We start from the raw sequence: 20531 nt of genomic DNA, 5'->3' as shown, positions 1-20531 counted from the left end.
ATGTTGGTAGAGGTTATTTTTTTAGTTTGATGGTTTTGCCCGTTTTTGCACTTTTGCGTGCAGCATCCAATATTTCCACTACGGTCATATTGTTTTCGAGCGCGTTTAGATTATTTGGGTTTAACTCAACGGAACCGCGCACCACAGCAACCAAAAGTGAAAATGGGTCGTTGTAGGGATAGGGTCTTTCTTCTAAGATTGAGATTTCTTCTTGGTAGCCATCATAACCTTCTGCAGTTCTTACCCGAAGTGTATTTCTGTTATCTGCATAAATAGCACCTGTTAAGCCATAAAGTTCCATATCCTTTCTGCCTATGGGCCAATTCCAAGAAGGTTGTAATACCGCTTGGCAGCCGTCATAAGTAAGAATTATAACGGCATCATCATCTACTTTGGGATTGTTTTCCGCCTGTAATTGTTGGGTAACAGCGGTAACGGTATTAGGTTTTTTGCCTTGTAATAGCCACGTCGTAAGATTTGCCCCGTAACAGCCAAAATCGGTGAGGGCACCACCGCCATTGAGCACGGGATCTTGGAGCCACTCCAGAAATTCTTCGTTAACACCAATTTTCACGGGTCCGCGATGACCATCCCGGACAACGACTTTTTTAAGGTCTCCAATTTCGCCATTGTCCAAGAGGGTTTTCGCTTTATGGTTGGTCGGGTACCAAGTGGTTTCGTAATTGGTGAGCAGATGTATACGGTGTTCTTGTGCAAGCGCTTTCATTTTTTTGGCATGTCGCATATTTACCGCCAATGGTTTTTCTACCATAACATGGATTCCTTTTGGTGCACAGGTCTGAACTACTTCCAAATGATCGAATATGTTGCCAAATGCGGTTACTGCCTCTGGTTGGGTGGCGGCAATCATTTCTTCTAGGCTGTTGTACACCAAATCCATGGAAAACCCGTGTTGATCGGCATATTGTTGGGCAAGCTTACGATTTGGCTCTGCAATGCCCACAATTTTGATGTCGCCAATGGCATCACGGCCCAAAATCGAGTGAACATGGGTATGCGTAAGTCCTGCGATTCCAATTTTAAGCGGTTCGGACTGACTGAACAATTGTACGATTGCAAGGAAGAAACATAATAAAAAAAATGATGCTGATCTTACCATAAGAATAACAGAATTATTAGAGTTGTAAAAATAGGGACTAATGATCAAGTTCTTTCAATATGGTGTCGGTATCCTTTATCGTTGCGAACTCATCTTTAAGGTTGGCCAGTTCTGCGTGGAAAATAACATCAGCAGCGTATGTGTTGCAATCGTGTCCTATTTTATCGAAGGCAGCGGTCGCATCGGAAACCAAAATAACGGTAAAACCTAAATTCGACGCCATCCTTACCGAGGTGGAAATGCAATGTTCTATCGTTAGACCCGCTATCACTAAATTAGTGATGTGCTCTGTTTTTAATCGAGCCTCCAGTTCAGTGCCAATAAAAGCACTGTTCACCGTTTTCTCAAAAATCGGTTCATTGATCATAGGTTCCACGGCCGGATGAAAAGAGTTACTTACTTTACCTGGGTGCAAAGGGGAACCAAGGTCGGTGGAATTATGTTTTACATGAAAGATGGGCCATTGTTTTTTCCTGAAGAACGTTAATAACCTTCCGCAATTTTCCTCGGCATCCATATTGTTTCTTTCTGTGCCGTAAAACCCGATTTCTTGTAGTCCGCGTTGGACATCGATTAGAACAAGAGCTGTCATGAGGAAGCTTTTTGGCTTAAAAGTAAACGAAAAGATCAAAAAATGGGACATCAATTCATTCCATTGATAGATTCATAGGTAAATTCAATTTTAAGGAGCCGTTCACAATAGCTATTTTTGAACAAAATTGAGTATATGAAAATTGTATCCTACAATGTAAACGGTATTCGGGCAGCGCTTAAAAAAGGATTTGTGGAATGGTTGGAAACGGTGAGCCCTGACGTGGTTTGCCTGCAGGAGACCAAGGCCATGGAGGAGCAATTGGATACTACTGTTTTTAAAGAGGCAGGATATTCCCATAATTATTGGTTCAGCGCCCAAAAAAAAGGATATAGTGGCGTGGCCTTACTTTGTAAAGAGGAGCCGGACCATGTGGAATTTGGTACGGGTATCGACTACATGGATCATGAAGGAAGAAATATCCGAGCCGACTACGGAGACGTTTCCATAATGAGCATGTACTTGCCATCCGGCACCAATATGGATCGCCTGGATTTTAAATTGACGTATATGGACGATTTTCAGAAATATGCAGATGAGCTTCGGAAAGAACGTCCCAATTTAATTGTGTTGGGAGACTATAATATTTGTCATGAAGCTATAGATATTCATGATCCTGTCCGAAACAAAAACGTATCGGGATTCTTGCCTGTGGAACGCGAATGGATCGGCAATTTTATGAAAAGTGGCTTTATTGACAGTTTTAGGCATTTCAATAAGGAACCCGATAATTACACCTGGTGGAGTTACCGCGCCAATGCCAGGGCCAACAACAAAGGCTGGCGTTTGGATTATGGCATGGTGGCCGATCCTTTGGAAGATCGGTTAAAGCGTTCCGTGATCTTGTCCGAAGCCAAACATAGTGATCACTGCCCCATTTTATTGGAGGTTGAAAAATAATGCTATTCTAAAGGTAGAAAGTAAGATGGTTGGGTTTGAGAGCCCCAATCGTTAACCGTCCTAATTTGTAAAAAATGAAATATACCAGAATCCCGCATACCGATATCCGAATCAGCAAAATTTGCTTGGGCACCATGACCTGGGGGCGGCAAAACAATGAAGAGGAAGCGCAGGAGCAAATGGACTATGCCCTAGACCAAGGCGTTAACTTTTTTGATACAGCAGAATTATATCCCGTTCCGGCCAAAAAGGAATTATATGCCGTTACAGAAGAATTGATCGGGAATTGGTTCAAAAAAACAGGGAATCGGGATAGGGTGGTCTTGGCTTCAAAAATTGCAGGACCGGGGCAGGTCGCAAACCATATTCGAAGTACCGGGTTCAGTAAAGAAGCTTTGGTTAGTGCGGTAGAAGGAAGCCTAAGGCGATTACAGACCGATTATATTGACCTGTTCCAACTCCATTGGCCAGAAAGAAATACCAATTATTTTGGTCAAAGAGGTTACAATGCCCATGCTGTTGATGTTTGGGACGACAACATACACCAAGTTTTGGAGACCCTACGAGATTTGATTGCCGAAGGTAAGATTAGGCATGTAGGATTGTCCAACGAAACCCCTTGGGGCACCATGCGCTATTTGGAGGAGAGCAAAGTCCACCAAGGATTGCCCCGAATGCGTACCATTCAGAACCCGTATAGCCTTCTTAACCGACTTTTTGAAGTAGGTCTTTCCGAAATCTCGATGAGGGAACAAATTGGTTTAATGGCGTACTCTCCTCTTGGATTTGGGGTGCTGAGCGGTAAATACCTTACCGAAATCCCACCTAGAAAAGCACGGATAACCTTATTCCCAAACTATAGTCGCTATAGTGGAGAAACTGCTACACAGGCCACACAAAAATATGCTGACTTGGCCAAGGCGCACAATCTTAGCCTCGCTCAAATGGCCTTGGCATTTGTAAATACCCGACCATTTCTAACGAGCAATATCATTGGCGCTACCACTATGGAACAACTCAAGGAAAACATCGCCAGTATCGATGTGGACCTTTCCGATGAGGTATTGGATGGCATTGAGGAAATACACAACGCCATTCCAAACCCTGCTCCTTAAATCAACCAAAGAGATGAGCAACGACGTCCTCGATCTTGGATACTTTTTGAATCTGTATGCCGGATTGTTTTAAACCTATCTTATTGTTTTTGGAGACAAATATTTTGGAAAAGCCCAATTTTTCGGCTTCGAGAATGCGCTGATCTACTCGTTGCACTGGCCTAATTTCTCCCGCAAGTCCGACTTCTGCGGCAAAACAAACGCCTTTTTCTATGGCGATATCGGAATTGCTTGATAGGATGGCGGCCATAACAGCCAGGTCAATGGCAGGATCATCCACGGATATTCCACCGGTGATGTTTAAAAAAACATCTTTTGCCCCTAACTTAAAACCTGCGCGTTTTTCCAAAACGGCCAAGAGCATGTTCAAACGTTTGGCATTAAAACCTGTGGCGGAACGTTGTGGTGTTCCGTAGACCGCTGTGCTAACCAAGGCCTGAATTTCTATCAACAAGGGTCGCATACCTTCCACCGTGGCTGCGATGGCAGTGCCGCTGAGGTCTTCGTCATTTTTGGAAATAAGCACCTCCGATGGATTGTTCACTTCGCGTAGGCCGCTTCCTTGCATTTCGTAAATGCCCAGTTCGGCAGTGGAACCAAAGCGGTTTTTAAGGGAACGGAGAATGCGATATACATAATTGCGGTCTCCTTCAAACTGGAGAACGGTATCCACCATATGCTCCAAAATCTTGGGGCCTGCAATAGTTCCATCTTTGGTGATGTGTCCTACCAAAATAACAGGAGTATGACTTTCCTTGGCAAATTTGATCAGTTCCGCGGTGCATTCCCGGATTTGGGAAATGCTCCCCGCTGCGGATTCGATATAATCCGTGTGCAGGGTCTGAATAGAGTCGATGACCACTAAATCGGGCTCAATAGAGGCAATCTGCTGGAATATATTTTGTGTTTTGGTCTCGGTAAGGATGTAGCAATTCTCGCTTTTAGGTTGAATACGGTCTGCTCGCATTTTAATTTGTCTTTGACTCTCCTCCCCCGACACATAAAGTATTTTATAGGGCAGTTTTAGCGCGATTTGAAGCAACAAGGTACTTTTTCCAATACCGGGTTCCCCCCCTAATAAGGTTAAAGACCCTGGTACCAATCCACCGCCCAACACGCGGTTGAACTCTTGGTCTTTGGTGTCCAAGCGGAGTTCCTTTTCCTGTGTTATTTCGGAAACACGAAGCGGCTTATTGGAGGTGTTGGCGGGCCGATCTGTTTTCCACCCTTTTTTGTCCTCTTTTTGGACAACTTCTTCTACAATGGTGTTCCATTCCTTACAAGAGGAACATTGCCCGATCCATTTTGGGAATTGAGCTCCACAATTTTGACAAAAAAATGCTGTTTTGGTCTTGGCCATTCAAAATAAAATGAGGAGCCTAAAGATATGGAATTGCGAATTGGATTCTTGGATTTTCGAAGCAATAGATTCTTGGAGTTGTATGATCGAGTACTCCAAGTGGTCAATACCCAATAAATCCAATAACCCAATAATCGATCAATCTAGTACCCAAAGTCTGCTTTCAGAGCATCTATCTTGTCCAGAGCCAAATCTTTGGTCAAAAAGTCGATTTCTTCCATTTGGAACGCCTTTTCAAACGCTTTAAATGCCTTTTTGGGCTCACCGATGAACTCATAGTGTTCTGCTTCAAAATAAAACCCCATCATGGTTTCTGGGAATTCTTTTTTGCATAGATCGGCCAATGGCTTTAAGGAATCGTAGTCTTGTTTTTTTAAGCAAGCGGCATAAATGGCCATAATATCGTTGAGTTCCACTTGTTTTTCAAACCCAAATAGATCTTCAATGGTGTTGTATCGGTTTTCCAAGTAGTCAAATACGGGCTCTTCGGAAGTAACAATCTCAGTTTTGTATTCCTCGGGGGTTATTGGTCTATATATTTTGAATACGTTATCGAATGCTTTGCTGATCCCGTAAGCTGCGATGGATTCGTGATCAGCCTCCTCGTATTCATCAAAAAAATAGTGCAACGATTCTTTTTTTATGGAATTGATGCTGTGGTTCATTTGCAGTATGCGCTGTCTGTCGTCCGATGGCGCCTTTTCTACAATTAGATTATAAAAAATAGTTTGGTCCAATGCGGACAAACGCTCGGGGACACGATTCTCCATTTCGGTTGCCAGTACCGGTGAGATACTCACAAAAGAGTTAAAGAATGAATTGTCCTTGAACAAATAAAAGTTGCCAAAATTCGCAGTGATGTCGTACCCCACGAACATTTTAAAGGGGGCAATTTTATATGTAGTGGCCATGTAGGGGATTAATTCCGTTCCCAAAAACTCATAGAACATTTTACCTTTTTCGGTGGGTAAACCTGAGGCTTCATCATAATCGCAATCTTCCCATCTTAGATCGTTTTCTGCTTGGTGGATTCCAACCACGATGGCCTCGGGCATGCGGTCCAATCGACTTTGGAATTTAACGTTGGCAACAACCAAATCAAAAAGGTAGTCGGCATCGAGAACCACGATCAATGGATACAGTTTGTCATCGGAATAATCTTCGGGGAAATAATAGGAGACGTCCCTTCGTTCCTGGAGTTTGAAAGATTCAAAGATTTCTTTTTTTACCTGGGCATTGGAGTTCAGGCAAATAAGGCCTATCAGTAAAAATAGACTTTTTTTCATTGGTTAAGTTTTAGCGGTTGGGGCTTACCGATTTCTATTCAATAACGGTAATACAACAAAGGATATTGTACCAAAAACAACCACCATAATAGTTTGGGCGATCCACATGATCCATCCAAATGCATCCCCGGAAACGGAGCTGATGCCATAAATGCCCAATGCGGCACTAACGGCGATAGGGTACAGGCCTATTCCGCCATTGGTTGTGGACATGGCGAAGGCTCCCGCGACAAAAGCGACCAATAGTTCGCCCAAGGATAACGGGATGGTTTCTTCCACAGTATATTTAATGACCCAGAACATGCCAAAATAGGCGGTCCAGATAAAAAGAGTATGAAGGATAAACGGCCATTTGTTCTTCATTTTAAAAACACTGAGGACTCCATCCTGCAGGCCGGATAGAAACCCTTTTAGCTTAAGGGCCAAAGGGGATTTTGATTTGCGAATTATGTACGACCCCAGGAACAAACCTATCATGCCTGCTAATAAAATACCGATAGCGCCTACGAAATTGACTCCTTTTTCTTCTAAAAACCCAAGGATAAAATCGGTTTGGAGCACCAAGGTGGTCATAATGATGGTCAAGAGCATCAGTAAATCGACTACTCTTTCAGTAACGATTGTACCGAAACCTTTTTCAAATGGAACTTTTTCGTAGGTGGTAAGTGCTGTTGCCCTTAAAATTTCACCAGAACGGGGAATGCCCAAGTTGGCAAAATAGGATATAAGGACAATAAATATGGTATTTGAGGTTTTTGGCCTGTAACCCATGGGTTCCAAAAGATATTTCCAGCGAATGGCACGGGAAATATGGCTCAGTATGCCTATAATTACGGATATTACCACCCAGAATGGGCTTGCATTGGAAATGTAATGGATAATTTGATTGCGTTCTTCCGGTGTGGTGGAGTTGTAGGAGTACCAAACCAAGAAAAGCCCAAATCCAATGGGTACAAATATCTTCAGGAATTTTTTTAGGGATTTGCCCAAAATTTATTGGAGTAGATTGTTTTCCTCGTTCGGGAACACCAATGCTGGATTAAATGTTTTTGCTTCTTCGATATCCATCCAAGCGTAGGTAATTAGGATCAATACGTCGCCGACCGCCACTTTTCGGGCAGCGGCACCGTTCAATGTCAACTCACCGGAACCTCTTGGTCCGGGAATGGCATAAGTCTCCAATCGTTCGCCGTTGTTGTTGTTCACGATCTGCACTTTCTCGCCTCTAATAATATTGGCGGCATCCATAAGATCTTCATCAATGGTAATGCTTCCTATATAATTTAGGTCTGCCCCGGTAACTTTTACTCGGTGAATTTTAGATTTTACGACTTCTACTTGCATGGTGCAAAAATATCAATTCAATCTTAGATTATCAATTAGGCGAACGCCATCCGCATAAACGGCAATGAACGCCCTATATTTTTGGTTGTCCTGAATTTTTAAAGCGGGTGTCAATGTGTTTTCATCGGCTATTTCAAAATACTCCAAATCGAACAAGGGTTGTTTTTCAAATTCAGAAGTGACCCAATCCGTAATATCTTTAACACTTTTCGTGCCAATTTTAGCTTTGGCAGTCTGTAAGGTTTTGTAAATGAAACTGGCCTGTTCGCGGGTTTCTTTAGAGAGCCTTTCGTTTCGGGAACTCATGGCAAGTCCATGGGGTTCCCTCTCAATGGCACATCCTACTATGGTATATGGGAGGTCTTTTGTTTCGGCCATTTTTCGGATTATCTGTAATTGCTGAAAATCTTTTTCTCCAAAATAGGCTTTGTTAGGTTCGGCAGTTCGCAGCAAAAGCTCCACAATAGTGCCGACACCGTCAAAATGTCCTGTTCTAAATTCGCCTTCCATTACTTTGTCCAATCCATCGAACTCGTAAGATTCGGATTTAAGGTTTCCGGCATAAATCTCATCTACCGTAGGTGCAAAAACAACTATGTTTTCAGATACTTCTTTTAAAAGGCTTACATCTTTTTGGAAAGTTCTCGGATATTTTTCCAAATCATCCTTTTTGTCGAATTGGGTGGGATTTACGAAAATGCTGACAATCACAAAATCATTTTCGGCCAAGGCTTTTTTTACCAACGAAATATGACCGGAGTGCAATGCGCCCATAGTGGGGACAAGACCAATGGTGCGGTCTTTTCTGCGCTCCTCCAAACTAAAGGCATTGAGTTCTTTTTTACGGTCGAAAATCTTCATATACAGGTACAAAAGGGTGCAAAAATACTACAAATACAGCTAATCAGCATAATTTTTGTACTTTTGCAGCTATGTTTTTCAGATAAACAAAAGAAAGCGTTTATGAATGGTAAAAAGGTATTGTTTGTATCTTCTGAATTAGTTCCCTACCTCCCAGAGAATCCTGTTTCCTTAATGTCTTACGAAGCACCTAGAATGGTGAACAGTAATGGTGGGCAAATACGGATATTTATGCCAAGGTATGGAAATATTAACGAAAGAAGGCATCAATTACATGAGGTAATACGTTTATCGGGGATGAACCTGGTGATCAACGACATGGATATGCCCTTGATCATTAAGGTGGCCTCCATACCAAAAGAACGGATTCAGGTCTACTTTATTGATAACGATGAGTATTTTAAAAGAAAGGCAACATTTGCAGATGCCGATGGGAATTTGTTCCCGGATAACGACGAACGCGCCATCTTTTTTGCCAAAGGTGTTGTGGAAACCGTAAAAAAATTGAACTGGTCCCCAGATATTATCCACGTTCATGGCTGGATGGCCTCTATGGTGCCACTTTACCTCAGAAAATATTATGCTGATGAACCCTTGTTCGCCGATAGTAGAATTGTTACTTCCGTTTACGGCAAGGATTTTGAAGGTGAGCTGGATGCCGAAATGATCAACAAAATAGCTTTCGATGGTATTGATAAAGAGGAAGTTTCCGTTCTTTCCAAGCCCGAGTATAATAATTTGTTAAAGGTTGCCGTAGATCATTCCGATGCCGTTATTTTAGCCGCGGAGGATTTGTCCGAGGATTTAAAAAACCACATAGATAATCTTTCCGTACCAGTATTGCCTTATGTCCCGCTTCAAGAAGCAGAGGAGGCATACACAAATTTCTATAATACAGAGGTTCTAAAATAGTTTGAATGAGATTTTCCAAGATTACCAAAGTTGCGACACTTGTTGGAACTTTGTTTTTGCTGATCGCTTCGTGTGATGATGAAATGGACACCATTGGCGAAGGTGTTGTTGCAGGAGAACCCTTCAGTACGGGTAAAGTAGAGTACGATGTTTTTGCCTTTAATAAAGGTATAACTGCCGTGCAGACCAATAAATTGCCTTTGTACCAACTGGGCACATTCAACGACCCTGTATATGGACAAAGAAAAGCCAGCATAATTTCCCAACTTGCATTGTCCGCCGAAGCCCCAACCTTTGGAGACCTGAGGCAAGAGGTGGAGGATACGGCCGACTCGGACGATAATGCCACAACGGTAGAGGAAAACGAGACAGTAAAGGAAGTGTATTTGAACATCCCTTTTCAAACAGCCCCCTCGCCGGATTCTGATGGTGATGGTATTCCGGATGAACTGGAAAGTGGCGAGGATGCGGAAGACCCAAATTCTGATTACGATGGCGATGGTGTCACCGATAACCAGGAAAGGATCATTGGCTCCAATCCGTACGACCCAAACGAAGATGGCACCGCCGAAGGATTTGTTGCCAATATTTATCCCAATAGGTTTGATTTGGACAGTATATACGGCGATAGGACCCAAACTTTTGAATTGACAGTTTCCAAATCTAATTACTTCTTGCGCGATTTGGACCCGAATTCTAATTTTGAAGAAGCCCAAGAATATTACTCCAATCAGGATTTTTCGGCTTTTATCGGCGAAGAATTGTCAATCGAAGGTCAAAAAACAGTAACCATTGACGATATCGAAACCTTGGTTTTTGCCGAAGATGACCCCGATACGGCAGATGTAGATGAATCACAAACAGTTGTAGAGAGTAGAATTGCCCCGGGCATTCGAATTCCCCTAAACCCGGATTTTTTTCAACAGAACATTTTGGATAAAGAAGGTCAGCCTGAGTTGTTGAGGCAATCCAATTTTAGAAATTTTATAAGAGGTATCCACTTAGCGGGGTCCGATATGGAGCAACTTATGTTCTTGTTGGATTTGACCCAAGCCAACATCACTATTACCTACGAGTATAACGATTATGATGCCGAGGCTGAGGAAGTTGTGGTCGCGGAGAAAGATTTTACACTTCGTCTGTTGGTAGCCAATACCAATGGTCAGATTACTGGAAATGCGGTTAACGTGTTCGAAAACGACATGCTTCCTTCACAAATTGAGAGCGCATTGAATTCCGAAGAGAATGCTTCTCGAATTTATGTAAAAGGAGGGGCCACTCTTGCCGAGGTGCGTTTGTTCGATGAAGTGGAAAACGGAGGCGCTACGATCATCAATGAAATCAAGCAGAACAATTGGATCATTAACGAGGCAAATTTGGTGTTCTACGTGGATCGCGAGACATTGGGAACTTCCGTGGTCGAACCGCCAAGGCTTTATCTGTACAACGCAGAAACCAATCTACCCCTGTACAATATTGCCAACGAGGATGTAACGCCGAATTCTGGACCAAATTCGTTGCGATATTTTGCGAGCCACGACGGAGTGTTGCAGTCCAGCAACAATCAAGGTGTAAAATACACGGTTCGTATTACGGAGCACATCAATAATATAATCGTTAGGGATTCCGTAAACGCTAAATTGGGCTTGACCTTAACCCCGAACATTGCTTTAACCGCGGTTCAAGAAGCGCTCGGGAGCGACATGCAAGAGATAGATTATCCGGTTGGTGCCGCAATGAGCCCATTGGGAACCATACTCTATGGAAGTAATGTTGCCCCAGAAGAAGAAGACCGAAAGCTAAAGCTTGAAATCTACTACACTAAGGCCAACTAACCTTGTATTTATCGTAGTTTTTTAAACGTTTATCGTTTTAAAGAACCAGAACGGCATATTTTAACGTATACATTTTAAATTTGAGGACCAATCCCCCAGATGGTTATTAATTAAAAAAAAACTTATGTGTGGAATAGTCGGTTATATAGGTCATAGAGATGCCTATCCAATTATAATCAAAGGGTTACAGAGACTCGAATACAGAGGGTACGACAGTGCCGGTGTTTCTCTTTTCGATGGAGAAAACATCCATTTGGCCAAAACCAAGGGCAAAGTAGAGGATTTAAAAAACAAGGCGGAGACCACGATACCCATTAAAGGGAAGTTGGGCTTGGGCCATACAAGATGGGCTACACACGGCGTGCCGAACGATGTAAACTCGCATCCCCATTATTCAAATTCTGGCGACTTGGTGATTATACACAATGGAATCATAGAAAACTACGAGTCCATTAAACAGGCTTTGATAAAAAGGGGGTATTCTTTTGAATCCGATACGGATACCGAAGTGCTCATCAATCTAATAGAAGAAGTTAAGAAAAAAGAAGGGGTTAAGCTGGGCAAAGCAGTGCAGATAGCATTGAATCAGGTTGTTGGAGCTTATGCCATTGCTGTTTTCGACAAAAACAAACCAGATGAGATCGTAGTGGCCAAGTTGGGAAGTCCACTTGCCATCGGTATAGGAGAGAACGAGTATTTTATTGCTTCGGATGCTTCACCATTTATAGAATTTACGAACAATGCCGTTTATTTGGAAGACGAAGAAATGGCCATTGTGCGTATCGGAAAGGAAATCAAACTCCGAAAAATAAAGGATGATGCCATTGCCTATCCCAACATTATGGAGTTGCAGCTCAATCTTGAAGAGATTGAGAAAGGAGGATACGATCACTTTATGCTCAAAGAAATTTATGAGCAGCCCAAGGCTATTATGGATACCTACAGAGGTCGTTTGTTGGCCGATAAGGGCATCATAAAAATGGCGGGGATCGATCAAAACCTTGAAAAATTCTTGAATGCAAACAGAATTATAATAGTTGCGTGCGGTACATCATGGCATGCAGGTCTGGTGGCCGAGTATATTTTTGAGGACATGGCAAGAATTCCTGTGGAGGTCGAATACGCTTCGGAATTTAGGTACAGGAATCCCGTGATAACCGAAAACGACGTCCTTATTGCCATATCGCAGTCAGGTGAAACAGCCGATACGTTGGCAGCTATAAAATTGGCCAAAGAAAAAGGAGCTTTTGTGTTTGGAGTGTGCAACGTTGTAGGGTCTTCCATAGCAAGAGAAACACATGCCGGTGCATATACCCATGCCGGACCGGAAATCGGGGTGGCATCGACCAAGGCGTTTACGACCCAAATTACGGTGTTGAGTTTGATCGCATTAAAACTGGCACAGGAAAAAGGAACACTTTCCCAGTCTAAATTTCATGAATATTTAACTGAATTGGAAGCGGTGCCCGCCAAAGTGGAAAAGGCCTTGTTGTCCAACCCCTTGGTAGAGGAAATTTCCGAAACGTACAAAGATTCGGCCAACTGCTTGTATTTGGGCAGGGGGTACAATTTTCCGGTAGCCTTGGAAGGAGCGCTTAAGCTAAAAGAAATCAGTTACATTCATGCAGAAGGTTATCCAGCAGCAGAAATGAAGCACGGCCCAATCGCTTTGATCGATGAACAAATGCCCGTAGTGGTTATAGCTACCAAAAAGGGACATTACGAAAAAGTGGTCAGCAATATTCAGGAAATCAAATCCAGAAAAGGCAGGATCATTGCTATTGTAACAGAAGGAGATCAATCGGTAAAGGAGCTGGCAGATCATGTCATCGAAGTGCCGGAGACATCGGAAAGTCTCTCCCCTCTGCTCACAACAATCCCATTGCAATTGTTATCCTATCATATTGCGGTAATGAGGGGCTGTAACGTAGATCAGCCAAGAAATTTGGCCAAATCGGTAACGGTAGAATAAATTTTTAAAACATATTTTTAGGAGAAAGGAGCCGATATGGGCTCCTTTTTTTGTTGAAAACGTAGATATGGATACTTTTTTTTGCCAAAAAAGTATTATGCATGCATAATTTTTTTCAAATTTGTATAATTGGAATAAAAAAAAATGTATCTTCCCATTTGATACAAACAAGCACATAAACTAAATTAACTCTAATCCATAGCAAATGAAAAAACTTATGTTTGTTTCCCTAATGCTGCTTGGTTTGGCCACCTACGGTCAAACTACGGTTCAGGGAAAAGTAGTTGATGAAAACAATGAACCCATACCAGGCGCCAACGTGGTTTTGGTGGGCAAAGCAGAAGGAACCACTACGGACTTTGATGGAAACTTTACATTTAATACTTCGGAAACACCCCCGTTCAAACTTCAATTTTCGAGTATAGGATTTTCAGATTTTACCACCGATGTAACATCTAACAACCAAACACTTTCCATTACGCTTTCGGCAGCCAATACAATGTTGGACGAAATCGTTATTTCTGCCTCGAGGACCCCGGAGCGTATCTTCGAATCGCCGGTATCCGTAGAAAGATTTGGTCTAAAGGAAATTAAGAATACCACGGCAGAGTCGTTTTATGGGGGTCTCCAAAATTTAAAAGGGGTGGATATAAACACGAACAGTTTAACGTTCCAGTCCATTAACACCAGAGGTTTTGCCACTTTTGCCAATAACAGGTTTTTGCAATTGGTGGATGGCATGGACAATACAGCTCCCGGGCTGAACTTTGTTCTTGGTAACTTAGTAGGTATGTCCGAGTTGGATGTGCAAAGTGTAGAAATCCTTCCAGGGGCCTCTTCCGCACTTTATGGTGCAGGTGCCTTTAACGGTATTCTGTTTATGAGAAGTAAAAATCCTTTCGATTTTCAAGGAATCAGTGCTTATGCCAAGGCAGGGGTAACTACCCAAGATGCCGCCGGCAGTAATTTTTATAAGGATTTTGGAGTGCGTGCTGCCCACGCTTTTAGCGACAAGCTTGCGATAAAGGCGAACCTTTCGGTACTAACGGGCGAAGATTGGCATGCCAATAGTCGCGTAGATTTAAACAACCCAGGGGCCGATCGTTCCAATCCAGCTTACGACGGATTGAACGTTTATGGTGATGAGGTTTCTACCTTGTTGGATTTTGATGCCGCAGCTGGTTTCCCAACAGGAACGGTTGGAACTGCTTTGATATCAAGAACAGGGTATGATGAGGCGGATTTGGCCGACTACGGAGCAGAAAGTATAAAATCTGATTTTGCGTTGCACTACAGGCCGTTTGCGGATGATCTTGAAATAATTTTGAACAGTAGAATAGGTAGGGGGACAACCATCTATCAAGGGGCAAACCGTTACGCAGTATCAGGCTTTACCATGCAGCAGCATAAGTTGGAGATCAAAAACGACAACTTCTTTATCCGAGGATATATCGTATCCGAGAACTCCGGGGATGCGTACGACACGCGTTTTGCGGCAATCAATGTGAATAGGGCTTGGAAATCCGATACTCAATGGTTTACAGATTATGCAGGGGCTTATATTCCTACTTATCTAGGAGGAATTCAAGGAGCAGGACTTACTCCTGAACAGGCTTCGGCCCAAGCACATATTGCTGGTAGGCAAGCTGCCGATCAAGGGCGATTAATTCCAGGCACACCTGCGTTCCAAAGTGCTTTTAATACAGTTGTAAATGATGGTGACTTGACGACCGGTGCCAAGTTTATCGATAAGACCAAATTCCGTCACGTAAATGGTAACTATAACCTGGCTCATTTAATTGATGATTGGGCAGATGTTCAAATAGGAGGTTCGTTCAGGGAATATGAACTGAACTCCAACGGAACCATTTTTACCGATATCGATGGTCCGATCAAATACAACGAATACGGTGCTTACCTACAAGTTCAGAAAAAATTCTTGGACGATCGTCTAAAATTCACAGGGTCTGCACGTTACGATAAAAATGAGTTTTTTGATGGTTTCCTTTCACCAAGGGTTTCTTTTGCCTATACATTGGGAGAGGAGCGTAACCATAATCTTAGGGTTTCCGTGCAGCAAGGTTTTAGAAACCCGACAACACAGGATTTGTTTATTGGTTTAAATGCGGGTCGTGCCATTTTGGTAGGTTCTGCACCAGCTAACTTGGATAGGGATGTGCGTACCTTTAATATAAGTCAAAAAGCTCAAGATGATTTGGGTCAACCAGCTACCGTAGAAATTGTTGGTCGGGCAGCCTACGAAAACGCTTATTCAACTAGCTCATTGCAAGCAGGTGCTCCTGAGGCAGTTAATACGCCGCTTGTTAAGCCTGAAGAAATTATTGCTTACGAAGCAGGTTATCGGGGACAAGTGGGCAGGTTTACCATTGATTTGAGCGGATATTACAATAGTTATTCCGATTTCTTGGCCAACACAACTACAGCTGTACCTTTTTATGGTGAAGCAGGCGATGGTGGTCTTTCCCTCTTGGCTATACAGAATGGAGATTACCAAGTATATCAAACATTTACCAACTCAGAGGCCGATATAAATTCTTATGGCGCTACTCTTGGGGTAGATACCAAAATAGGAAACTTTGATCTTGGCGTAAACTATACATTCGCTGAATTGGATATAGATGAAGGGAAATATCCTGACTTAAGAACAAATTTTAACACTCCAAAGCATAAGGTGAAAGCTTCATTTGGAAATTCGGAGTTGTTCAAAAACTTTGGATTCAATGTAAATTACAGGTGGAGCGATAGCTATTTCTGGGAAGCTTCATTTGCCGATGGCGATATTCCTGCGTTTACCGTGCTGGATGCACAGCTCAATTATTCCGTACCATCTCTAAAATCTGTCTTTAAAGTAGGTGGTTCCAATATTTTGGGAGATGAATATTACACGGCGATTGGTACTGGTTTTGTAGGTTCTATATATTATCTGTCCTGGACCATAAACCCTTAAACCGTAGTAAAAAAGAAAAAGTAAAGGCGTTGGGTTTTCCAACGCCTTTTTTCTTTAAAAAAAACTGAAAATCAGTTTCTGAATAAGAATGTAAAAGCATATCTTTGCAGCCGAAAAAATAGCGGTTATTTTCCGCGTATTCAATTATAAATAAACATACTAATGTCTAAAGTAACAGGTAAGGTTGCCCAAATTATAGGCCCGGTCATTGATGTTGAGTTTGAATCAGGGGTAGAGATCCCAAGAATTTATGACTCCCTTGAAATTGCAAAAGCTGATGGCTCAAGATTGGTTTTGGAAGTACAATCACACATTGGTGAGAATACAGTAAGGACCATTTCTATGGACTCTACCGATGGATTGAGCAGAGGTGTAGAGGTAGTAGCTACCGGAAATCCAATCCAAATGCCAATCGGAGAAGATGTTTACGGACGTCTTTTTAATGTGATCGGTGACGCTATCGATGGTTTGGAAGAATTACCTAGAACTGGCGACAATGGACTTCCAATTCACAGGGAAGCACCGAAATTTGAAGACCTTTCCACTTCCACAGAAGTACTTTTTACAGGTATTAAGGTAATCGATCTTATCGAGCCTTACGCAAAAGGAGGTAAGATTGGATTGTTCGGTGGTGCCGGGGTAGGTAAAACCGTATTGATCCAGGAGTTGATCAACAACATTGCTAAAGGTCACGGTGGTTTGTCCGTGTTCGCAGGTGTTGGGGAGCGTACTCGTGAAGGAAACGATTTGCTTCGTGAAATGTTGGAGTCCGGCATTATAAAATACGGAGACGATTTCTTGCACTCCATGGAAGAAGGCGGATGGGATCTATCCAAAGTGGATAAAACCGCAATGAAAGATTCCAAAGCAACATTCGTGTTCGGTCAGATGAACGAACCACCCGGGGCTCGTGCACGTGTGGCATTGTCCGGTTTAACGATTGCTGAGTATTTCCGTGATGGGTCGGGAGAAGGACAAGGTAAGGACGTTCTTTTCTTCGTAGATAACATTTTCCGTTTCACCCAAGCAGGTTCAGAGGTGTCCGCACTTTTAGGTCGTATGCCATCTGCGGTAGGTTACCAGCCAACATTGGCAACAGAGATGGGTGCCATGCAGGAAAGGATTACATCAACAAAAAGAGGTTCCATTACATCTGTACAGGCGGTTTACGTTCCTGCGGATGACTTGACGGATCCTGCACCAGCTACAACATTTGCTCACTTGGATGCAACAACCGTACTATCCCGTAAAATTGCCGAGTTGGGTATTTATCCTGCTGTGGATCCCTTGGATTCCACTTCTAGGATCTTGACTCCTGAGATTTTGGGTAAAGAGCACTACGATTGTGCACAGCGTGTAAAAGAGTTGTTGCAACGTTATAAAGAGCTTCAGGATATTATTGCCATCTTGGGTATGGAAGAACTTTCTGAAGAAGATAAATTGGCCGTAGGTAGAGCTAGACGTGTGCAACGTTTCTTATCTCAGCCTTTCCACGTAGCTGAGCAGTTTACTGGTATTCCAGGGGTATTGGTTGATATTAAAGAGACCATCAAAGGATTTAATATGATTATGGACGGTGAATTGGATCACCTACCGGAATCTGCTTTCAACCTTAAAGGTACCATCGAGGAAGCTATCGAGGCTGGAGAGAAAATGTTGGCGGAAGCCTAAAAAAGATTTCAGATGCTAGTATTGAGTAGTTAGATTTCTTTTTACTCATATCTCAATGCTCACATCTAATATCTCAATACTAATAAATATGTATTTAGAAATAGTATCACCCGAAGCTACTTTATTCTCAGGAGACGTAACCTCGGTTACCGTACCAGGAGTAAATGGAGAATTTCAGATGTTAGAGAACCACGCACCTATTGTATCTCTTTTGCAAGCTGGAAACGTAAAAGTGAAAGGTAACATCACCATTGATGAGGATTTTGCCGATAAGTTTTCCAAAGGAAACAATGGGGAAACAGTTTTGGCAATATCGAGTGGTACCGTGGAGATGAAGGACAATAAAGTAATCGTCCTAGCTGATTAAAATAAATGAATTCATTCATAAAAAAGCCGTTCCATTGGAGCGGCTTTTTGTTTTGAGCTAATATTGTTAGGGGCAAGTTTTTTTAAATAATCAAGAATAATCATAAAAAAAGGCGCCCTTTTTGGGCGCCTTTTTAATGGAATCAAAGTATATCTTATTTAAAGTCAGTGGCTTCTACACCCTCGTTAACTTTGATTTCTTTTACAATAAACTCCATATTTTGAGGTCCCATACTTTGTATTAACTTGAACGGGAATTTAATGCCGGATACTTCCTGGTAATCATCGAATCCAATGGTGCTGGTTACTTGTTGTCCTTGTACTTCCTGTGTATTGGTTTCTTGTACCTTTAGTCCAGTTTCCACATCATAAAAAGCTGTTTTGTTATCGCTTATTTTTAGCTTGTATGCTTTGGAATCACCAACAGGCTCCACACCTTCCAAGGTAACATCGCCGGCGGCCAAATAGTTGAGCTCCGGGAATGCTGCGGCTTCTTCCTTTATCTTTGCGATTTCTTCGGGTGAAAGGTCTTTACGCTGGCCTTGAACTATCATATAACCGGAATCTCCGTCCAAAACCTGTTTTTGCATGGAATTGCCCTGCATTTTTACATCTTGCATAAACTGATCTTTGGTAGTCTTTTTCATTTCCAGCTCCAACTTCATACCTTGCATTTCAGCTTCAGCAATCATGGAATATGAGTTAACGCCTTCTAATTTGGATTTACCGCCAACAGCCTTTATATAGTTTGTCAAAACAGTATTGGCATCCATGCCCTCTGGAATACCAGCAGTGTAATCTGGCTTTGCTGTTTTATTGGCATATTTGTCGTAGTATAGCACGGGTACGGTTTTTCCATTAAAAGTCACCTTTTCCAAGTTTTCCAAAACATCGCTGCCCTTGCCAGTAACCACTATGCGAGCATTTGAAGTAGTAAAGTGCTTTTGCGCGGCCTTTTGTACATCTTCTTTGGTAATGGCATCCAATCGTTCCAAGTAAGTTTTATAAAAATCTTGTGGAAGGTCTTGTGTTTCAATATTCAAGGCATATTGTGCTACCGTTTCCGGTTTTTCCAAGGCCATTACAAAGCTACCTGCATATTTTGCCTTGGCGTTGGCCAACTCTTGATCCGAAACCGGCTCGGAAGTTATAGTTTGGATTTCTTTCAATATTTCCACAACCGAGCTATCGGTAACCATATTTCGAACCTGTGCAAAGGCATCAAATCTCATAGGGCTATATTTGTTTGCCCTGATGCCAGAATAGGCACCATAGGTGTATCCTTTGTCCTCTCTTAAGTTTTGAAACAATCTGGACTGCATTCCGCCTCCTAAAATTCTGTTGGCCAAAAGAGCGTCCAGGTAGTCTTCATCCTTCATTGTTAAGTGGGTAAGGTTCTCCACGGCTACCTCGGATTGTACGGCGTTGGGTACATCAACAAAGTTGATCTGGGTGTATTGTACATCTTTGGGGTCGGAATAGGTGAAAGATGGCGGCGCGGCTTTGGACCATGGGGTAAAGGCCTTTGTAACCAATTCCTTTACCGTATCGAACTCAACATCGCCGATCACTACCAAATAGGCATTGGCGGGCACAAAATAGGACCTGTAAAATTGCTCCACATCTACCAGGGAAACATTGTTTACGGTCTCTTCCGTCATAAATTCACCATACGGGTGGTTTTTACCGTAGGCCAAAGCGGCCTGAACTCTTTCTGCAATCGCTGAAACATCTTTCTCTTCCGATTTGATGCCAGTGATAATTTTCTCTTTTTCCTTATCAAACTCCTCTTGGGTAAAATTCGGGTTTAGCGCGGCATCGGCCATTAACTCTAGAATTCTTGGAAAATATTTGGATAGTGAACTTGCAAAGGCACTTTGGTCCCCAATAAAAATGTTGGCGCCCAAAAAGTCAACTTCTTCATAAAACTCATCTTTTGGAATATTTTTGGAGCCTTTGCCCAGTAAACTTCCGGTAAGGGCGGACACGCCAGCTTTATCCCCTTCCATAATAGGAGGGTTGTCTATAGATAATTGGATGCGGACCCTGGGCAATTTATGATTTTCGACAACAAGCACTTTTAGCCCATTTTTAAGTTCGAAACGCGCAGGCTCTTTTAGGTTGATTTTTGGAGCAGGGCCAGGTTTCGGCTGTGTGCTCCTGTCTATTTGCGTGTAAGCGGCTGTCATAAACAAGGACAGCACGGTTAAAACTAAATACTTTTTCATT

Annotated in this window: 16 protein-coding genes; 8 read left to right on the top strand and 8 right to left on the bottom strand. The window is 42.5% G+C overall.

Annotation, left to right across the window (positions count from 1 at the left end):
* Nucleotides 1–13: 13 nt before the first annotated feature.
* Both MJO53_RS05675 and MJO53_RS05670 read right to left on the bottom strand, forming a co-directional pair.
* A complete protein-coding gene (locus MJO53_RS05675; protein ID WP_252080798.1) occupies nucleotides 14–1120 on the bottom strand; it encodes a Gfo/Idh/MocA family protein in 1107 nt (368 codons plus the stop codon).
* 37 nt (nucleotides 1121–1157) lie between these two features.
* Nucleotides 1158–1712, bottom strand: coding sequence for a cysteine hydrolase family protein (locus tag MJO53_RS05670; RefSeq protein ID WP_252080797.1), 555 nt, complete (start codon nucleotides 1710–1712; stop codon nucleotides 1158–1160).
* Between the two features lie 135 nt (nucleotides 1713–1847).
* Here MJO53_RS05670 and MJO53_RS05665 point away from each other — a divergent pair, with 135 nt between their 5' ends.
* Together MJO53_RS05665 and MJO53_RS05660 are read left to right on the top strand one after the other, a co-directional pair.
* Nucleotides 1848–2612, top strand: coding sequence for an exodeoxyribonuclease III (locus tag MJO53_RS05665; protein WP_252080796.1), 765 nt, complete (start codon nucleotides 1848–1850; stop codon nucleotides 2610–2612).
* Nucleotides 2613–2686: 74 nt separating this feature from the next.
* A complete protein-coding gene (locus MJO53_RS05660) occupies nucleotides 2687–3727 on the top strand; it encodes an aldo/keto reductase (RefSeq protein ID WP_252080795.1) in 1041 nt (346 codons plus the stop codon).
* A gap of 1 nt (nucleotide 3728) precedes the next feature.
* Here MJO53_RS05660 and radA read toward each other — a convergent pair whose 3' ends face one another.
* The 5 genes from radA to panC form a co-directional block, all read right to left on the bottom strand.
* Nucleotides 3729–5087 (bottom strand): DNA repair protein RadA, encoded by a 1359-nt coding sequence (gene radA, locus MJO53_RS05655; RefSeq protein ID WP_252080794.1) that lies wholly within the window; start codon nucleotides 5085–5087, stop codon nucleotides 3729–3731.
* 143 nt (nucleotides 5088–5230) lie between these two features.
* The gene (locus tag MJO53_RS05650) at nucleotides 5231–6373 is read right to left on the bottom strand and encodes an alpha/beta hydrolase (protein ID WP_252080793.1); all 1143 of its coding nucleotides are present in this window, start codon (nucleotides 6371–6373) and stop codon (nucleotides 5231–5233) included.
* A gap of 24 nt (nucleotides 6374–6397) precedes the next feature.
* On the bottom strand, nucleotides 6398–7363 hold the full coding sequence (locus tag MJO53_RS05645; RefSeq protein ID WP_252080792.1) for a lysylphosphatidylglycerol synthase transmembrane domain-containing protein: 966 nt from the start codon (nucleotides 7361–7363) through the stop codon (nucleotides 6398–6400).
* Nucleotides 7364–7366: 3 nt separating this feature from the next.
* Entirely contained in the window at nucleotides 7367–7717 is a 351-nt protein-coding gene (gene panD / locus MJO53_RS05640; RefSeq protein ID WP_224836202.1) for an aspartate 1-decarboxylase, read from the bottom strand.
* A gap of 12 nt (nucleotides 7718–7729) precedes the next feature.
* Entirely contained in the window at nucleotides 7730–8578 is an 849-nt protein-coding gene (panC, locus tag MJO53_RS05635; protein WP_252080791.1) for a pantoate--beta-alanine ligase, read from the bottom strand.
* Nucleotides 8579–8680: 102 nt separating this feature from the next.
* Here panC and MJO53_RS05630 point away from each other — a divergent pair, with 102 nt between their 5' ends.
* The 6 genes from MJO53_RS05630 (at nucleotide 8681) to MJO53_RS05605 (ending at nucleotide 18303) form a co-directional block, all read left to right on the top strand.
* Nucleotides 8681–9490 carry a glycogen/starch synthase gene (locus MJO53_RS05630; RefSeq protein ID WP_224836204.1) on the top strand — a complete coding sequence of 270 codons (810 nt, stop codon included), beginning with the start codon at nucleotides 8681–8683 and terminating at the stop codon, nucleotides 9488–9490.
* Between the two features lie 5 nt (nucleotides 9491–9495).
* Nucleotides 9496–11325 (top strand): DUF4270 domain-containing protein, encoded by a 1830-nt coding sequence (locus MJO53_RS05625; RefSeq protein ID WP_252080790.1) that lies wholly within the window; start codon nucleotides 9496–9498, stop codon nucleotides 11323–11325.
* A gap of 124 nt (nucleotides 11326–11449) precedes the next feature.
* Nucleotides 11450–13297, top strand: coding sequence for a glutamine--fructose-6-phosphate transaminase (isomerizing) (glmS, locus tag MJO53_RS05620; protein ID WP_252080789.1), 1848 nt, complete (start codon nucleotides 11450–11452; stop codon nucleotides 13295–13297).
* 205 nt (nucleotides 13298–13502) lie between these two features.
* A complete protein-coding gene (locus MJO53_RS05615; RefSeq protein WP_252080788.1) occupies nucleotides 13503–16265 on the top strand; it encodes a TonB-dependent receptor in 2763 nt (920 codons plus the stop codon).
* Between the two features lie 162 nt (nucleotides 16266–16427).
* Entirely contained in the window at nucleotides 16428–17936 is a 1509-nt protein-coding gene (gene atpD / locus MJO53_RS05610) for a F0F1 ATP synthase subunit beta (protein ID WP_252080787.1), read from the top strand.
* 88 nt (nucleotides 17937–18024) lie between these two features.
* On the top strand, nucleotides 18025–18303 hold the full coding sequence (locus tag MJO53_RS05605; protein ID WP_224836209.1) for a F0F1 ATP synthase subunit epsilon: 279 nt from the start codon (nucleotides 18025–18027) through the stop codon (nucleotides 18301–18303).
* A 154-nt stretch (nucleotides 18304–18457) separates the two neighbouring features.
* Here MJO53_RS05605 and MJO53_RS05600 read toward each other — a convergent pair whose 3' ends face one another.
* Complete coding sequence (locus tag MJO53_RS05600; protein ID WP_252080786.1) at nucleotides 18458–20530, bottom strand: M16 family metallopeptidase; 2073 nt, start codon at nucleotides 20528–20530, stop codon at nucleotides 18458–18460.
* Nucleotide 20531 lies beyond the last annotated feature (1 nt).

This window comes from Flagellimonas marinaquae, from assembly GCF_023716465.1.
In the GTDB taxonomy this organism is placed as follows: Bacteria; Bacteroidota; Bacteroidia; order Flavobacteriales; family Flavobacteriaceae; genus Flagellimonas; species Flagellimonas alginolytica.
Note: the sequence above shows the minus strand (reverse complement) of the source record. Positions and strands in the feature narration are given on the sequence as shown.

Coding starts and splice junctions, on each gene's coding strand:
- MJO53_RS05675 (WP_252080798.1), bottom strand. CDS start 1,120: ATGGTAAGATCAGCATCATTTTTTTTATTATGTTTCTTCCTTGCAATC.
- MJO53_RS05670 (WP_252080797.1), bottom strand. CDS start 1,712: ATGACAGCTCTTGTTCTAATCGATGTCCAACGCGGACTACAAGAAATC.
- MJO53_RS05665 (WP_252080796.1), top strand. CDS start 1,848: ATGAAAATTGTATCCTACAATGTAAACGGTATTCGGGCAGCGCTTAAA.
- MJO53_RS05660 (WP_252080795.1), top strand. CDS start 2,687: ATGAAATATACCAGAATCCCGCATACCGATATCCGAATCAGCAAAATT.
- radA (WP_252080794.1), bottom strand. CDS start 5,087: ATGGCCAAGACCAAAACAGCATTTTTTTGTCAAAATTGTGGAGCTCAA.
- MJO53_RS05650 (WP_252080793.1), bottom strand. CDS start 6,373: ATGAAAAAAAGTCTATTTTTACTGATAGGCCTTATTTGCCTGAACTCC.
- panD (WP_224836202.1), bottom strand. CDS start 7,717: ATGCAAGTAGAAGTCGTAAAATCTAAAATTCACCGAGTAAAAGTTACC.
- panC (WP_252080791.1), bottom strand. CDS start 8,578: ATGAAGATTTTCGACCGTAAAAAAGAACTCAATGCCTTTAGTTTGGAG.
- MJO53_RS05630 (WP_224836204.1), top strand. CDS start 8,681: ATGAATGGTAAAAAGGTATTGTTTGTATCTTCTGAATTAGTTCCCTAC.
- MJO53_RS05625 (WP_252080790.1), top strand. CDS start 9,496: ATGAGATTTTCCAAGATTACCAAAGTTGCGACACTTGTTGGAACTTTG.
- glmS (WP_252080789.1), top strand. CDS start 11,450: ATGTGTGGAATAGTCGGTTATATAGGTCATAGAGATGCCTATCCAATT.
- MJO53_RS05615 (WP_252080788.1), top strand. CDS start 13,503: ATGAAAAAACTTATGTTTGTTTCCCTAATGCTGCTTGGTTTGGCCACC.
- atpD (WP_252080787.1), top strand. CDS start 16,428: ATGTCTAAAGTAACAGGTAAGGTTGCCCAAATTATAGGCCCGGTCATT.
- MJO53_RS05605 (WP_224836209.1), top strand. CDS start 18,025: ATGTATTTAGAAATAGTATCACCCGAAGCTACTTTATTCTCAGGAGAC.
- MJO53_RS05600 (WP_252080786.1), bottom strand. CDS start 20,530: ATGAAAAAGTATTTAGTTTTAACCGTGCTGTCCTTGTTTATGACAGCC.